Genomic DNA, 15130 nt, shown 5'->3' on the forward strand with positions numbered 1-15130 from the left:
CGCGCATCCGCTGCGTGTCGGGCTCTCGATGCGCGCGACGGTCGACACGCACGACCGCAACGGTCACGCGCTCGACAGCGAGCCGCCGACGCCGGCCGTCAGCACGCGCGTGCACGACGGCGTCGCGGGAGAGGCCGAGGCGGCTGCGGCGGCGATCATTCGAGAAAATCAGTAATGAAACTTCATGATTGCTGTCACGGGCGGTGGGGGTATTGTCAGGTTGTTCGGCAGACGGACAAGGCAGGGCAACGCGCACGCGAGTCGGCTGGTGCGAATTCTCGCGCGGTTGTTTAGCCCCCCTGTGCCGCCGGTGCTCGACACTCAGGCCCAGCGCGGTGTTGGCCGTCGTGTAGCTGCGCAGTTTGTCCGTAACGATGACGCTCGGGCGGCCGTGGCGCTTGAGCAGCTTGCGCATCAGTCGCTTGGCCGCCGTGGCGTCGCGCCGACGCTGAACCAGGACATCGAGCACGGCGCCGTGTTGATCCACGGCTCGCCAGAGCCAGTGCTTCGCGCCGCGGATCGTCACCACTACCTCGTCAAGGTGCCATGCCACTGCGGCGCGGGGCCGTGGCACGGATACGCTGGGCGCTCGCCAGACTAAACTTCGCTGCCCAGCAGCGTACTGTCTCGTAGGTCAGCTTGATGCGCCCTGCCGCCAGCATTTCCCCGACCATCCGTAGGCTCAGCGGAAATCGGTAGTACAGCCACACCGCGTAGCTGATCACGTCGGGCGGGAAGTGGTCGTCCTTGAACGAGATCGGCGAATCAAGGTAAGGCGCGAAGGGATGGACATGGACGAACTTGTTCGTGCCCTACTATACAAGCCGCTGACGCAAACAACCTGACAATACGGTTCTCGTTGCTTTATCGCATTAAAGTTTATTCGTTGGCGAGTCGGGCGCGCATGCGTACCAACGTGCGCGGATTGACGCCGAACAGGCCGGCAACAGACGCTATCGACTCAGTTTTCATGAGAGTCAGCGCTTGCTGTTGTTGGCTCGCGCTTAAGGCGGGTTTGCGTCCATGCCGTTTCCCACGTGCCTTGGCAGCCTGAATGCCGGCCTTGGTGCGCTCGCTTATGAGGGTGCGCTCAAACTGGGCCATAGCAGCCATCATATGAAACAGCAAGACGCCGCTGGACGAATCTGTCGATATATTTTCTGTGAGCGATTCGAACTTGACATCCTGCTGTTCTAGATAGGTGACTAGGTCAACCAGCTTACCAAGAGAACGTCCCAATCGATCGAGGCGCCAGACGACGAGGACGCCGCCATCCTTCAGACGGCGCAGGGCGCGCTCGAGGCCGGGGCGCTGGAAGGTCGCGCCGGAGATACCCTGATCGCAAAAGATGACTTTGCAGCCGGCGTGCCGTAAGGCGTCCTTCTGCAAATCGAGATTTTGTTCGTCAGTCGAGACGCGCGCGTAACCAATTTTCATAACTTGTACCTATAGAGAGTCAGCCTGGGATGGCACATCCCCGAGTGGCCCGTTGTATTGCGGATCGCCGGAAATTCAGCGAGGAATTCCAACGACCGTGCAGCGGAAAACCTCCGACAAAAGCAAACGTTGGCTTTTTCAGCCCCGCCAAGGCGTGAATCTATCGGCGGACCATTGCTCATCGGGAACGCGCAATTCTGTAAGAGTCCCCCCTTAATTGTACTGGACAAAAACGTTCGTTTTTGTCCGCTCATCTGCCGGCGACACCGACCTCATACAAAACAAATAGTTACAAAAGAGTTCCCCTCCGGAGCGGAACAGTAGTCGAAACGAACCATTTTGTTCGGGCCCCAATTTTGGGGTGAGTACTGCTGGTCGAATTTCTAGGTTTTTAGCGTGCTGCATGGATAGCAATTAGTTTGCTTTAACTTCCTGGCACTTCAGTTGGACGTTTGGGGATCGAGAAATCATATTAAAATCGGAGTAAAATATGAATAATATTTACAAGGTGGTTTGGAGTAAACGTCGCAGTTGCTTCGTGGTTGTTTCGGAACTTGGTGCAACTGACGCGAAAAGCACTTCGGCTAATGGTATTTTAAAGGCTACGAGTATTGTTCTTGCTCTTTTGGGATTACCATTACCTATTTCAGCTAGCGCGTATTCGTTAATTTTCAATGGCAGTGGAACCAATGTGTACTCAACGACCGGGTGCAATATTACGGCTCTGTATGGCGCCACACAGAATTGTGTCGGAACAAATTCCACAACCATCGGCGGGTTGTCGAGTGCGACCGGTTCAAATTCAATTGCATTCGGAGATAATGCAACGGCCTCGGCAAATTATTCTGTGGCTCTCGGCTCAAATACAACTGCCGGTGCGGTGAACTCGGTGGCACTTGGCTACGGCGCTGTTGTTTCAACGGCATTATCCGGTAGTACTGCTGGCTCCACACCTGTCAATAATACGACGATTGGCGGGACGACATTCAGTGGCTATGCCGGATCTAGCGCATCGGGCGGCATATTGAGCGTCGGACAAGTGGGCTTGGAGCGGCGGATACAAAATGTTGCCTCAGGGCTTATAAGCGGAACCAGTACCGACGCAATCAACGGTAGTCAACTGTATGCCGTAGCCAGTACGGCGACTTCCGCCATCACAAGCTTATCGTCTTCTACTTCGGTCAGCCTGTCCACGGCTAACAGCTCGATTACGTCGTTATCTACCTCGACATCAACGGGTTTGTCGTCAGCGAATAGCTCGATCACTTCGTTGTCGACGTCGACTTCGACTGGCCTGAGCACGACGGACAGCACGGTCACGTCGCTGAGCACGTCGACGTCCACCGGTCTGTCGTCGGCGAACAGCGCGATCACGTCGCTGTCCACCTCGGCATCGACGGGGCTGAGCACGACCACCAGCACGGTGACGTCGTTGAGTACGTCGGCGTCCACGGGTTTGTCGTCGGCGAACAGCTCGATCACGTCGTTGTCGACCTCGGCCTCGACCGGCCTGTCGTCCGCGATCAGTTCGATTACGTCGCTTTCCACCGGTCTGAGCACGACCGATAGCACGGTCACGTCGCTGAGCACGTCGGCCTCCACGGGCCTTTCATCGGCCACCAGTTCGATCACTTCGCTGTCGACCTCGGCCTCGACCGGCCTGAGCACGACCAACAGCACGGTCACGTCGTTGAGCACGTCGGCCTCGACGGGTCTCTCGTCGGCTAACAGTTCGATCACGTCGTTGTCGACTTCGGCATCGACGGGGCTGAGCACGACCAATAGCACGGTCACGTCGCTGAGCACGTCGGCCTCCACCGGTCTGTCGTCCGCGAACAGCGCGATCACGTCGTTGTCGACTTCGGCATCGACCGGTCTGTCGTCCGCGACCAGTTCGATTACGTCGCTTTCCACCGGTCTGAGCACGACCGATAGCACGGTGACGTCGTTGAGTACCTCGGCCTCGACCGGTCTGTCGTCGGCGACCAGCTCGATCACCTCGCTGTCGACGTCGGCTTCGACCGGACTGAGCACGACGAATAGCACGGTGACGTCGTTGAGCACGTCGGCGTCGACCGGCTTGTCGTCCGCGACCAGCTCGATCACGTCGCTGTCGACCTCGGCTTCGACCGGACTGAGCACGACCAACAGCACGGTCACGTCGTTGAGCACCTCGGCGTCCACGGGCCTGTCGTCCGCGACGAGCTCGATCACGTCGTTGTCGACCTCGGCCTCGACCGGCCTGAGCACGACGAACAGTACGGTGACGTCGCTGAGCACCTCGGCGTCCACGGGCCTGTCGTCCGCGACGAGCGCGATCACGTCGTTGTCGACCTCGGCCTCGACGGGCCTGAGCACGACCAACAGCACGGTGACCTCGCTGAGCACGTCCGCGTCTACGGGTTTGTCGTCGGCGAACAGCTCGATCACCTCGCTGTCGACTTCGGCCTCGACGGGCCTGAGCACGACGAACAGCACGGTGACGTCGTTGAGCACGTCGGCGTCCACCGGCCTGTCGTCGACCAACAGCACGCTGACCTCGCTGTCGACCTCGGCCTCGACGGGCCTGAGCACGACCAACAGCAACATCACGTCGCTGTCGACCGCTACCACCAGCAGCTTGAACTCGCTGTCCACGGGCGTGAGTACGGCCACCAGCTCGATCACGTCGCTGTCGACCGCGACCACCAGCAGCCTGACCTCGCTGTCCACGGGCCTGAGCTCGACGAACAGCAACATCACGTCGCTCTCGACCGGCCTGAGCGCGACGAGCAGCCAGCTTTCGTCGATCTCCACCGCGGTCAATGGCGGCGGCACCAAGTACTTCCACGCCAACGCCACCGGCGCGGACAGCTCGGCGAGCGGCACCAATGCCATCGCGATCGGCCCGAACTCCACAGCCAGCGGCGCGAGCAGCGTGGCGGTCGGCGACACGGCCAACGCAGGCAGCGACGGAGCCATCGCGATCGGTCAGAACGCGAGCGCCACCGGCGGCCAGGCGGTGTCGATCGGGGTGGGCAACACCGCAACCGGCAACGGCGCGGTGGCCATCGGCGACCCGAACGTGGTGACCGGAACCGGGGCAGTGGGCGCTGGCGCCAACAACACGGCCACCGGCCAGGGCGCGGTCGCGGCCGGCAACCTGAACGTCGCGACGGGCCAGGGTGCGGTGGCGCTGGGTAACGCCAGCAGCGCCAACGGCATCGGCTCGGTGGCGCTGGGCAACGCGTCGAGCGCGGTCGGTGCAGGTTCGCTGGCCTTCGGCTCGGGGGCGGTGGCCAACAACGCCAACGACGTGGCGCTGGGCTCGGGCTCGGTGACGAGCGCGGCGAACCCGACTTCGGGCATGAGCATCGGCGGAACGACGTACACGTTCGCTGGCTCTTCCCCGACGAGCGTGGTCAGCGTCGGTGCGCCGGGCGCGGAACGCCAGATCATCAATGTGGCGGCCGGCCGGGTGTCGGCAAGCTCGACCGACGCGGTCAACGGGTCGCAGCTGTATGCGGTGAGCCAGGCGGTGTCGTCGCTGTCGACCGCGGCGGTCGCGGAACTGTCAACGGCCACCAGCGCGTTGACGTCCCTGTCCACGGCCACCTCGAACAGCCTGAACTCGCTGTCGACCACGGTCAGCGCCACAAGCAGCAACGTGGCGTCGCTGTCGACCGGGCTGAGCAGCACGACGGCAACGATCACGTCGCTGTCGACGGGGCTGAGCAGTGCGGTGAGCAACATTGTGTCGCTGTCGACGAGCTCGGGCGGGACGCTGTCCACGACGAGCACGGGTGGAACCGCGGCGGGCTCCGGTGCGCAGGCCAACGGCACGGGCAGCACGGCGATCGGGGGCCAGTCGACGGCCTCGGGCAGCAATTCGACGTCGCTGGGTCAGGGCTCGAACGCGACGGGCTCGAACGCGACATCGGTGGGCCAAGGCTCGAGTGCGACCGGTACCGGTGCGACTTCGGTCGGTCAAGGAGCGGTTGCGTCCAGTTCCGGTGCGACGGCGCTGGGCCAGGGCTCGAGTGCGACGGGGTCGAACGCGACGGCGCTGGGTCAAGGCGCCAACGCCTCGGGTAGCGGCTCGTCGGCAATCGGTCAGGGGGCCGTCGCCTCCGGCACGAGCGCCACTGCGATGGGCAACAACGCCACAGCAGCGGGCGCCAACTCGGTGGCCATCGGTGCGGGCTCCGTCGCCTCCGAGCCGAACACGGTGTCGTTTGGCTCCGAGGGCAACGAGCGGCGCCTGACCAACGTGGCGCCGGGCGTGAACGGCACCGACGCGGCCAACATGAACCAGCTCTGGCGCGTTCAGTCCAGCGTCAACCAGGTCGCCAGCCGGGCCTATTCGGGGATTGCCGCGGCCACCGCGCTGACGATGATCCCGGAAGTCGATCCGGGCAAGACCATCGCAGTGGGCATCGGAGGCGGCAGTTACCAGGGCTATGCCGCAACGGCCCTGGGCGCGTCGATCCGGTTCACCGGCAACCTGAAGGCGAAGATCGGCGTGGGCATCAGCGCTCAGGGTACGACCTACGGTGCTGGCGTGTCGTACCAGTGGTAAGGCGGGCGTAGGCGCGATCGAGGGTGGGGGTGATGGTGTGCCTCCACCCTCGATGCGCGGTAACCGAGTTGAGGCTATGAGGACATGTCGAAATCCACCCGGTATTTGACAGGCATGGTTGGGGGGCTTTCCGTGTCCACGCTGATCAACAGCGCGTGGATGGTGTATTTCGGCGCGCCCATTTTGACGGATTCCTTGGTGCCGTGGTTTGTGACGGCACTGGACCTTGTGGTGGCCGGGCTGATGGTTGAAGCCGAGCGTTCGCGCTTGCCCGCCCCACCGATATTTCGGCCGCGAGCAAAATTTCTCGGCCTGTATCTGGCTTGCTGTATCGGCACGGCAAGCGGAACGATCCTCGCGATCGGTCTGCTCGCGAGAAACTGACGGAGAAACCATGGACGCATCGCGTAGAGAAAACCCGCGTGAGACCCGGCGTGTGGATGACGCCCTGTGGCTATTGCGGCACGGCGATCTGGTGGGCTCAAGCGAGCTGATCGAGGCGGAGATTGCAGCGCAATGCGCGGATGCCCAGACGTGGGTGTTGTGGGCCGAACTTTGCAGGATGCGCGGCAGGACCGATGTGGCGAAACAGGCGACGACCCGGGCACTGGAGCTCGATCCACGCAGCGGTTGGGCATTTGTCGAGCGATCGCGCGTGTTGCTTGCCCAAGGCGATGTGGCCGGCGCGCTGGACTGCTTCGAGCAGGCCTTCGCCGCGGATCATGCACTGGGCGAGTGGATTCGGGAGTGGGTCGTGCTGCTATGGAAGCAGCGCGACTACGAGCGGGCAAGCGAGGTGGCGCTCGCGTATTGCGAAGACCAGCCCAAACATGCGCGTGCGTGGTTCATCCTGGGTTACTCCCTTGAGCAGAGCGCGCATCTGCCCTCGGCCATTCAGGCCTACCAGCGCTGCCGCAAGCTCGATGGTCAGTTTCCCTCGGTCAATACGAACCTGGCGCGCGTGTTTCTCGAGATGGGTGATTTCCCGAGCGCGTCGTTTCACATCGAGGAAGCGATCGTCGACGAACCCGAGAGCGCGACCGCGTGGTTCACGCTGGCCCGGGTCTATCAGTCGCGCCGGCAAACGGAGTCTGCCGAAATCGCTATCGAACGCTCGCGTGCGCTGGCGCCGGATTGTCCCGACTCGCTGCTACTGCATGCGCAGATTTTGCGAGAGGCGAGCCGGTGGAGCGAGGCCGATTCGCTGATCGAGCGGGCAGTCGAGCTTGCGCCTGCCGACGGGGCGGTCCGCTTTGCTCAGGCGCAGAGGCAGTTGTCCAGGGGCGACTTCGAGCGCGGCTGGCTCAACTACGAATGGCGCGCTCACACGCAACTGAGCGGCCCACGCGGTGAGAAGCTGTCGCTCTCGCGCTGGAACGGCGAGGATCTGCGCGGCAAGACGGTATTGGTGTGGTGCGACCAGGGCCTGGCCGAAAGCATTGCGTTCTCGCGGTTCGTGCCGTTGCTTGCGCGCGACCTGCGCTGCCGTGAAGCTCAGGTGGCCTTGTCGTGTCCGGCCGCGCTGCACGGTTGGATGCTGGCCATGCTCGGCCCGCACGTGAGCGTGCTCAGTGCGGGCACGGAGACGCTTGAGCACTTCGATTTCCACCTGCCACTGGGCAGCGTGCCGCTCTATCTGGACATCGGCATCGAGGACATCGGCCCGGCGCTCGAAGCACTGCATGCAGATGGCCGGGCACCTTATACGGCGCTCAAGGCAGCGGCGGGACGCTTACCGCTGCGCGTCGGGCTGAACTGGTTGAGCACGGATGGGGCCGACTGTAACCATCATGCATCGATCGATCCCCACACGTGTGGCCCGGCGCTGGCCGGACTGACGGACATCGCGTTTCATGCGCTACCGCGCGGAGCAGGCGCGGATATCCATGCATTGCATCAGAGCGGGTTACCGATTCTCGACCATACGAAGACGTTTGACGGCTTGCAGCGCTGCGCGCATTACCTGCGCGGACTGGACCTGGTCTTGACGGTAAGCGGGCCGATCGCGCATCTGGCCGCATCGATGGGGGTGCCGACGTGGTTGATGCTGAACACGAACCCGGGCTGGATGTGGATGACGCAGCGCGACGACAGCCCGTGGTATTCGGCCATGCGGCTGTACCGCCAGGAGCGAGCGGGGGACTGGTCGTCGGTGTTGCATCGAATTCGCGCGGATCTGCAAGGCATGAGGCCCGGCACGCAGGCTGGAGTCTGAGCCGGTCAAACTATTCACGAGCAGGTTGATCCCATGAATCAGATCATCAAGTATGCAACTCAGCGGTACGCGCAAGAGCCACTTTATCCGGTGCTCGAGATTCTTTCGTACCTGAGGCAATCGCTTTACCAGAACGTCGATGAACCGACCGCTGCCCAGTTGCTGAGCGCGTATCGGCGCGGGTTCGACGAAACCTATCGTCGTTCGGTGCCGCTTACCGGTCGACTGCGCGTCGAGCATGCACGCATGGGAAAAGGCGAACCGGACGATGCTGTTGACCAGCGAGCCGAGCAGCTGGGCCGCTTACACGGCCGTTGGGCACGCCTTTATCGTCAGGCGCTGGTGTAAATACCCCGGACGACTCTGTCGAATAAATCGAAGAGTCACCTGACGAAAGCCGATTCTCTACATGATGACGTTGTTCGAACATGGAAAAATATCTCGAATTGATCAGCCAGCAACAACAGTTGCACGAAAAGATCAGTGAGATTCGTCGAAACGATATCGAAGAGATTCTGGTGGGCATCGTGCGAACCATGCTGACCTACGATATCTCGCTCGACGAGATCAAGCGGGCAATGGCCGAGCAGTGTCGCTCAAGCTCGCACCCCAAGCGCGTCGCGAAGTATATGGATCCAACCACGGGCCGCACCTGGTCGGGGCGGGGGCGCAGGCCCAATTGGATGAAAGGGGCAGCAGATATCGAGCAGTTTCGGTTGCCTGAGTGATTCGTGAACTCAAACAAGAATGCTGGTGACTGAAGGAGACGGATCAAATGAAAACCGTACCAGGCGGACATCTGTCGGACCGACGCATGAGGCTAGCCCAATTTCCGTCCCAGTCTCAGCTGGAAAATTCCGGCTCTTGACCCTAGCCCACAAAACTGTCCCATTTGAAAGTGGAGAATTACGGCATGACGTTGTCATCGATCCGCAGCAGCCGGCCCGCATTGGCGATCACGATGAACGTGCCGACGTTGTGCAGGATCGCGGCCCACACCGCGCCGAGCACCCCGGTCGCGGCCAGCGCGATCACCGCGAGCGTCCATGCGAGCCCGATCGCCGCATTGGTCGTCTCGGTGCGCCGGCAGTGCCGGCCGAGGCGGATGCAGGTCGCAATCCGCTTCAGATCGTCACCGAGCAGCACGACGTCCGCTGACGCGATCGCGATGTCGACGCCGCGCTCGCCCATCGCGATGCTGGTCGAGCCGGCCTTGATCGCCAGCACGTCGTTCAGTCCGTCGCCGACGACGAGCGGATGCCGACCGGCGTCCATCTCGCGCATCACGTAATCGAGCTTGTCGTGCGGTAGTGCGTGCGCGACCACGGTTTCGATGCCGGTCTCGGCCGCGACCTTGCGCGCCACCGGTTCACGGTCGCCGGTGAGCAGCGTCTGCCGTGCAAGGCCAAGCGTACGCAGTTCGGCCAGCGCCTCGTGCGCTTCGGGCCGCAGCGTGTCGGCGAAACCGAACCACGCGAGCAGCCGCCCGTCGAGCGCGAGGCCGACGAGCGGCCCGTCGAAACCGTCCGGGGGCGGCGGCAATGCGTCGGTATGGTCGGCGAGCAACACTGGCCGGCCGAGTACCACCGTGCCTTCAGGCGTGTCGGCGACGACGCCGAGCCCGCGCAGTTCCCGCGTGCGATCGAACGGGGCAACGGTGGTGCTGGCGAGACCGGACGCGACGGCATCGCGAACGAGCGCGCGGCTCGCCGGATGCGCGCTGCCCTCGCCGAGCCGCGCGGCCAGCGCACGCGCGTACGGTCCGTCGATGCCCGGTTGCAGCCACACCTGCCGGACCTGCAATTCCCCGCGCGTGAGCGTGCCCGTCTTGTCGATCACGAGCGAGTCGACCTCGGCGATCTTGTCGAGGAACGCAGCGTTTCGAAACAGGATGCCGTGCCGTGCGCCGACGGCGATCCCGGCGATGGCCGTGGACGGCGCGGCGAGCACCAGCGCGCAGGGACACGCGGCCACGATGACCGCGAGCATCGCCGACGCATTCGCGGACGTGAACCAGACGATCGCGGCGATCAGTAGCACCAGCGCGAGATACGCGCCCATGTGCTGCTCGAGCACCTGCGTGACGGGCGGCTTCGCCTGTTCCGCATGCTGCATCAACGCGATGATCTTGCCGAGCGTCGACTCCTCGCCGGTGTGCGTGACCTCGATGCGCAGCACGCCGTCGAGATTCAGCGCGCCGCCATAGACGGTGCTGCCGGCGTCGACGTCGAGCGGCACGGATTCGCCGGTGATCGGACCATTGTCGACGCTCGACGTGCCCGCCGTCACGATACCGTCGACCGGAATGCGCGCGCCGGCAACCACCTCGATGCGGTCGCCCGCACGCAACGCGTCGTAGGCGACCTCGGTGACGCCGCCGTCGGCGCCGATGCGGCGTACGCGGCCGGCCGTCAGCCGGCCGAGCGCTCGAATCGCTTCCTGCGAGCCGAGCACGCTGCGCTCCTCGAGCGCATGGCCGAACGTCATCACGATCGGCAGCAACGCGGCCGTCGTCATGTCGCCGATCGCCCAGGCGGCCAGCATCGCGAGCGCGATCAGGCGGTCGGTCACGCCGTGCAGGCTCGGCGCGCGCAGGCTGTGCCACGCGCTCGCGAACACCGGCCCCGCGACGATCAGCGACGCCAGCGCGGCCAGCAGCTGTGCGAGCGTATCGCTACCGGACGCCAGCGTGCGCCACGCGAACGACAGCACGAGCAGCCCGCCCGCGAGCAGCGCCAGCGCGATCTGCCGCGTGATCGTGCGGCGTTCGTCGCCGGACAGCGCATAAGCCGTCGCGGCGGGCGCGGGATCCGGCGTGACGACCGGTTCGGCGAGCCTATTCATCGGGCGCTCCCGGGCAGGATCAGGTTGGAGGTGTCATGCGGATCGATCGTCGTCACGCGTCCGGCCTTCGACAGCACGCGCTGCACGCGATCGCGGTAAAGCCGCGCCAGCAGCCCCGGATCGCCGTTCTCGCGCAGCGTCGCGTCGAGCTGCCGGATTTCCAGCGTGTCGGTCTGCGCGGTCGCGACGCGTTCGGACGCCCGCGCCTGCGCGTCCTGGACGATCCGGTCGGCATCCTGCTGCGCGTCCTGCCGCCGCTGTTCGGCGGCGGTGCGCGCTTCGGCGATGGTCCGCTCGGCGAGCTGCAGCGACGTCAGCACCGCGTTGAACGCATCGGCCGCGGCGCCCGGAAGCGCGGGCTGCACGTCGACGCGGGCAACTTCGACGCCGAGCCCCGCGTGCGCCGCATCGAGCGCGCGCAGATGCCGCTCGATCGCGTCGGCGAGATCGCCGCGCAAGCGCTCGCGGCGGGCCGCCATCTGTCGGTCCGCGGCCAGCTGCTCGGGGCGCGCGACCAGGATCGCGTCGAGATCGCGGGCCGCCGCGACCTCGACGGCCGACGCGGACACGATCCGTTCGAGCGCGGCGTCGAGACGGTCCTGCTGCAGCACGTACGCATACGGATCGCTGACCCGGTAATAAAGCACCGCGCTCAACGCGACGGCACCGCCATCGCCCGTCAGCACGTAGCCGGAACCGGCCAGCGCGTCGGGCAGCCGCGCGACGCCCTGCGCGGACGTCGCGAGCGCCCGCGGATCGCGATCGAGCGAGCGGATCCGCTGTTCGAGCACGCGCGCAGCGCCCGGCACGAGCAGGACCGATTCGAACGGCTGCGGCCAGGCGATCACGAGCCCGGCATCCTGCGTCCGCACGAGCGCGCCGAAGCGCATCACGACCGCGCGGCTGTCTGCCGGAATCCGCCGGATGTTCGAACCGGCCCACGCGCACGCGGCCAATACCGCGACCGCGGCGACGAACCAGAACGACAGGCGCACGGCTTGGGCGCCAGGCCCGAGCGGCGCGGCGGGCTGGGCGCTCATCGGGCCGCCTTGCGCGCCTTCGGCGCCGGTGCGGCCTGCGCCGCCGGGTCGGCCGGGCCCTGCACGAGCACGCGGAACGGCGCGGCATCGGTGCGCAGGATCAGGTTCGTATTGGTGCCGACCACCGTGTTCAGCGTGTCGAGCGAGCGCAGCATCGTGTACAGGTGCGGATTGCCCGCATAGCTCTTGCCGTAGATGTCGGCCGCATCCTTGCGCGATTGCGCCTCGATGCCGGCCGCCTTGACGTTCGCGTCGGCCAGCGCGATGCGCGCGTCGCGCTCGGCGTCCGAGCGGATCTGCGCGGCTTCGCGATTGCCGTCCGCGGTGCGCTGCGCGGCCACGGTTTCGCGTTCCGCGCTCATCCGGTCGACGGTCGCGGCGAGCGTGACGGCTGGCAGCGTGAGCCGTTCGAGCCCGACCTGGGCCACGCGCACGCCATAGGCCGCATAGAGCTGCGCGTCGATCTGCCGGCGCAGCGCGTCCTCGAATTCGCCGATCTTCACCTGGGCCGGATCGGTGTTCACGAGCGACGCGAGATCATAGCCGGCGGACGTCGTCTGCAGCGCGGAACCGACGAGCGAGCGGATCTGCCGCGCCGCTTCGTCCGGCTCGTTGCCGACCGCGCGCATGAAACGCCCGATGTCGCGCGCATCGGCCGGCACACGCCACGCGACGTAGGCTTCGACGATGATGCGCAGCCCGTCGCGCGTGCCGACGTCCTGCAGGCCGCTCGACGTCGTGTGCAGGCGCAGGTCGACCGGCGTCACCGCATCGATCGGCGCGGGCAGGCGCCACGCGAGCCCCGGTTCGAGCAGCACGCGCACGGGGCGCCCGAAACGCGTGATCACCGACGCCTCGCCGGCCCGCACCTGCACGAAGCTCGCGACCGCGAGCGCAACGAGCACGCACAGCAGCGCGACGGCGACGCGCACGCGCAATGCGCCGGGCGGCTGCGGTGCGTCGTGATGCGCGTGGTGGTCGTGGCCATGGCCGTGGTGCGCATGGTCATGCGCGTGTGAATGAAACAGACTCACGATGTCGCCCCGCATGCGGCGTCGCCTGCGCTCGGCGCGGCGGCGCCCATTGCCGCCGGATTGCGCCGCCCGCGCGGAACGCGCCGCGTCATGTCAATGGATGCCGGCCAGATCGCCGGCGGGAGTGTTGCGCAGATCGACGGTTGACCGCGTGCCGTCGGCCAGCCGGTCGTCGATGATCGTCATGCGTGCGTTGCGCAGCCCGCGTTGCAGCCGGTCGAGGTAATACTCGAACGGGAACGCGGGGCCGCCGAGCCGGTACGCGACCAGATCGGCGTCGAAATCGACCTGCTGCACGCGCGCCGACGACAGCGTGTCGCCCGCCTGCGCTTCGGCCTGCGCAACCCTGGCGAGCGCCTGCTGCCGTGCGTTGCCGAGCAGACCGGCCGCGAAGCCGCGCGCCTGCGCGACGCTGCCCTGCGCGCGGATCTGCGCGGCCTGCACGTCGTGAAAGGCGGCCGCCGCGCCGGTCGGCGGATGCACGCTCTCGATCACGACCGCGATCACGTCGACGCCGCTCTGCAGCCAGTCGAGCTGCTGCTGGATCGCGCGCTTCAACTGCTCGGCCATCGCAGCCTGATTGGTTTCGAGCAGCGATTCGAGCGTATGCGACGCGAGGTAGTGCACCAGCTCGCGATTGGCGCTCACGCGTACCGTGCTTTCCGGATCGATCGTGCGATAGAGCGCCGCGCGGACGTCGGCGTCGGTCGGACCGAGACGGTAGTCGACCCGCACGTCGGCGTTGACGATCTGGAAGTTCTGGCGGTCGCCGTTCGCGCCGGCGATCACCTGGGTGGTTTCCCTGGGATGCGGCGCATCCCATAGGCGATTGAGGCCGTCGGGCGTCGGACCGTCGGCGGGCACGGCACGCGGGTCGGCGCCGCCTCCGTTCGCGCTGCCCGCGATCGCGACCTGGTGCACGGCGCCGTTGTCGACGATGCGCGCACGCCCAAACGGCCAGGGCAGCCCGACGTGCAGGCCCGGCTGCCAGACGGCGACCGGCGCGCCGAAACGTTCATAGACGGCGCGCTGTTCGGGGTTCAGCACGACGACGGCCGTGAGCAGCCACGCCGCGGCGACGGTCGCGCCGAGCGCAACGGGCAGCAGCCGCACGAAGCTGCGCCAGCCCCAGCTTTGCCTCAGGTCGATGCCGTAGCGATGCCGCAGCTCGGCGCCGAGCGACGCGAACGGCGCCGGGCGCCGGCTCAGCAGGCCGGCAATCGCGCTGGTCGGCACGACGGCGCCGCGCGGCACCGCAAACCACGACAGCACGCCGCGAACGGCGAGCTCGGCCGCCACGGCGGCATTGAGCAGCGCGGTCGCCTGCACGAGCCAGTCGGCCGTGCGATGCCGGACCGCGAACCATGCCGCGGCCAGCACGCCCGCGAGCGCGGTGGCGAGCGCCACGCGCAGCATCCGCGTGAGCGATGCGGACACGGCCGAGCGGCGCGCGGCCACTGCGTGATGGCGTTCGGTGACGAGTGTGAGAAACGCGAGCACCAGGCATGCGGTGCCGGCCGCGAGCGTGGGTTCGGGCGCGGCCATCGCGCGGATCAACATCAGCGGCGACGGCGGCAGCCACGCGAGCGCGGCCATCGCGGCGGAGAGCGCGGCCCCCGCGGTAACGGCCCACGGCCGCCAGTCGATTGCGGCGGCGATCGCCGGCCACGGGTTGTCGTATTGCTCCGGCGCCTGCTGGCGACGGAATACGCGGCGCAACCCGGCGGCGAGCAGGCCGGCGGCCAGACCCTGCGGCGCAGCGCGGCGCGCGCGATCGCCGAGCAGCACGCCGATCGCGACGACGAGCACGTTGCACCATGCGCTGGCGAGTGGCGCGCACCAGCGCAGGTCGACCGGCAAGAAGTCGACGGCGCCGAGCGTGCCGAGTGCGACGGCCAGCAACGCGGCGGCCCCTGCGACCGGTGCGAGGGCCTCACGGCCGGCCGGGGTGTCGGGAGTGTCGTCGTGGCCTTCCGCCTGTTGCCCCATCGGGGTTCCTTAC

10 protein-coding genes and 2 pseudogenes are annotated in these 15130 nt (G+C 66.1%); 6 read left to right on the top strand and 6 right to left on the bottom strand.

Features of this window, described 5'->3' with window-relative positions; genetic code table 11:
* Nucleotides 1–175: pseudogene (locus QZM72_RS31075) on the top strand (hemolysin secretion protein D); the annotation flags it as partial.
* A gap of 75 nt (nucleotides 176–250) precedes the next feature.
* Here the strand turns inward: QZM72_RS31075 and QZM72_RS31080 are convergent.
* Both QZM72_RS31080 and QZM72_RS31085 read right to left on the bottom strand, forming a co-directional pair.
* A pseudogene (locus QZM72_RS31080) lies at nucleotides 251–725 on the bottom strand (IS6 family transposase); the annotation flags it as partial.
* Between the two features lie 154 nt (nucleotides 726–879).
* The gene (locus tag QZM72_RS31085; protein WP_301739974.1) at nucleotides 880–1437 is read right to left on the bottom strand and encodes a recombinase family protein; all 558 of its coding nucleotides are present in this window, start codon (nucleotides 1435–1437) and stop codon (nucleotides 880–882) included.
* Between the two features lie 490 nt (nucleotides 1438–1927).
* Here QZM72_RS31085 and QZM72_RS31090 point away from each other — a divergent pair, with 490 nt between their 5' ends.
* From QZM72_RS31090 to QZM72_RS31110, 5 genes are all read left to right on the top strand, one after another.
* Nucleotides 1928–5995 carry a YadA-like family protein gene (locus QZM72_RS31090; RefSeq protein ID WP_301740068.1) on the top strand — a complete coding sequence of 1356 codons (4068 nt, stop codon included), beginning with the start codon at nucleotides 1928–1930 and terminating at the stop codon, nucleotides 5993–5995.
* An 84-nt stretch (nucleotides 5996–6079) separates the two neighbouring features.
* Entirely contained in the window at nucleotides 6080–6379 is a 300-nt protein-coding gene (locus QZM72_RS31095) for a hypothetical protein (protein ID WP_301739975.1), read from the top strand.
* Nucleotides 6380–6389: 10 nt separating this feature from the next.
* Nucleotides 6390–8210, top strand: a complete 1821-nt coding sequence (locus QZM72_RS31100) for a lipopolysaccharide assembly protein LapB (RefSeq protein WP_301739976.1) — start codon at nucleotides 6390–6392, stop codon at nucleotides 8208–8210.
* A 33-nt stretch (nucleotides 8211–8243) separates the two neighbouring features.
* On the top strand, nucleotides 8244–8558 hold the full coding sequence (locus tag QZM72_RS31105; protein WP_301739977.1) for a hypothetical protein: 315 nt from the start codon (nucleotides 8244–8246) through the stop codon (nucleotides 8556–8558).
* A gap of 80 nt (nucleotides 8559–8638) precedes the next feature.
* Nucleotides 8639–8938, top strand: a complete 300-nt coding sequence (locus tag QZM72_RS31110) for an H-NS histone family protein (RefSeq protein WP_301739978.1) — start codon at nucleotides 8639–8641, stop codon at nucleotides 8936–8938.
* A 178-nt stretch (nucleotides 8939–9116) separates the two neighbouring features.
* Here QZM72_RS31110 and QZM72_RS31115 read toward each other — a convergent pair whose 3' ends face one another.
* The 4 genes from QZM72_RS31115 to hflK form a co-directional block, all read right to left on the bottom strand.
* On the bottom strand, nucleotides 9117–11054 hold the full coding sequence (locus QZM72_RS31115; protein ID WP_301739979.1) for a cation-translocating P-type ATPase: 1938 nt from the start codon (nucleotides 11052–11054) through the stop codon (nucleotides 9117–9119).
* Nucleotides 11051–12094 (bottom strand): SPFH domain-containing protein, encoded by a 1044-nt coding sequence (locus QZM72_RS31120; RefSeq protein WP_301739980.1) that lies wholly within the window; start codon nucleotides 12092–12094, stop codon nucleotides 11051–11053. The genes QZM72_RS31115 and QZM72_RS31120 overlap by 4 nt, the downstream gene beginning before the upstream one ends.
* Nucleotides 12091–13143: a protease modulator HflC gene (hflC, locus tag QZM72_RS31125; protein ID WP_301739981.1), complete on the bottom strand. Its 1053-nt coding sequence runs from the start codon at nucleotides 13141–13143 to the stop codon at nucleotides 12091–12093. The genes QZM72_RS31120 and hflC overlap by 4 nt, the downstream gene beginning before the upstream one ends.
* A 78-nt stretch (nucleotides 13144–13221) precedes the next feature.
* Nucleotides 13222–15117, bottom strand: coding sequence for a protease modulator HflK (hflK, locus tag QZM72_RS31130; RefSeq protein WP_301739982.1), 1896 nt, complete (start codon nucleotides 15115–15117; stop codon nucleotides 13222–13224).
* Nucleotides 15118–15130 lie beyond the last annotated feature (13 nt).

Source organism: Burkholderia sp. AU45388 (genome assembly GCF_030481585.1).
In the GTDB taxonomy this organism is placed as follows: Bacteria; Pseudomonadota; Gammaproteobacteria; order Burkholderiales; family Burkholderiaceae; genus Burkholderia; species Burkholderia sola.